The sequence below is a fragment of the Soehngenia saccharolytica DSM 12858 genome, assembly GCF_059568515.1.
Genome location: NZ_JCANTN010000070.1, coordinates 1 through 1,410 on the forward strand (window position 1 = coordinate 1; position 1,410 = coordinate 1,410).

1 protein-coding gene is annotated in these 1,410 nt (G+C 33.0%); it reads left to right on the forward strand.

The window, feature by feature from the left end:
- A partial coding sequence (locus BO51_RS10080; protein ID WP_496486313.1) for an IS110 family RNA-guided transposase occupies nucleotides 1-1,287 on the forward strand: 1,287 nt, incomplete at its 5' end.
- Nucleotides 1,288-1,410 lie beyond the last annotated feature (123 nt).

Here is a 1,410-nt window from a genome sequence, read left to right on the forward strand (position 1 = left end):
GGTGATAATATGAAGAACAATATTTTATCAACTTTATTTATTGGTATTGATGTTAGTTCTAAGACTAATGTCTTGTGTGCTCTTGATTTTCAAGGCAATAAACTTCTCAATCTAAAGGCGTCCAATAATAATCCTGGTGCTGAATCTATGCTAAAAAGCATCTTTGATTGTTTGAATTCTAATAACCTTAAATATGCTGTTATTGCCTTGGAATCAACTTCCATTTATAGCGTTCATGTTGCTAACTTCCTATCTTCTCATGATGATTTAGTTTTGTTTGATCCTAAAGTATATTGTCTTAACCCCAAAACTATTGCTAATTATAGAAAGTCTTTTGTGGATAAGGATAAGACAGATCCTTTGGATGCATACATTATTGCTGATTTTGCTAGATGTGGAAGAATTACATCCTCTCCTTGGCGTGGTTCTCAATTTCTTGCTTTACAAAGACTTACCCGTCACAGGCTTCATTTAGTTGAGTGTATTACTCGCGAAAAAACTTATATGGTCTCAAATATATATCTAAAATTTAGTCAGCTAGCAGTCTTGGATAAAAAAGACAAGCCTTTTTCTAATAACTATGGGGCTACTTCTGCAGCTATTTTAACTGAATTCTTATCTTTAGACGATATCACATATTCTCCCATTGAAAATTTGGTTGATTTCGTTAAAGAAAAAGGTAAAAATCGATTTAGTGATCCAGAAGCAACTGCTAAGTTATTACAGAAAGCCGCTAATGATTCCTACAGATTAGATAAAGTATTATATGAACCTTTAAATGTATCAATTGCTTCTTCTTTTAACCTTATTAAGGCTTTCGAAACCGAAATTAAGGCCATTGATAAGGCTATTGAGAAGACCATTAAAGGTATGAATACTACTGAATATCAATCCTTAATGTCTATTCCTGGTGTTGGTCCTGTTTTAGCTAGTGGCATTTTATCAGAGATTGGAACCATTAATGCTTTTGATTCCCACAATGCTTTAGCTAAATATGCAGGTTTAACTTGGAGAACCAATCAGTCAGGAAATTACACCGCAGAAGATACCAACATGACTAAAACAGGTAATAAGTATCTTAGATACTATTTAATTGAAGCTGCCAACAGTGTTAAGAACTATTTGCCAGAGTACAAAGAATACTACAACAAAAAGTTTGGTGAAGTGACTACTCACCAACATAAACGAGCACTCGCACTTACATCTCGTAAATTAGTACGCTTGATTTTTGGATTGCTGACTAAAAATCAAATCTACTCCAGCGGTAAAGTTGGAGAGATTCAATAAAACATTTCCAATCACAAGCCTATTTTTTTTTGAAAATAGTAGGTTCTGTTAAAGTTATGCTTTTTTTATCTTTTCTTTTGTTTCCTTTAAAAAACATCCCTTGACATATTACCAGATTGCTTT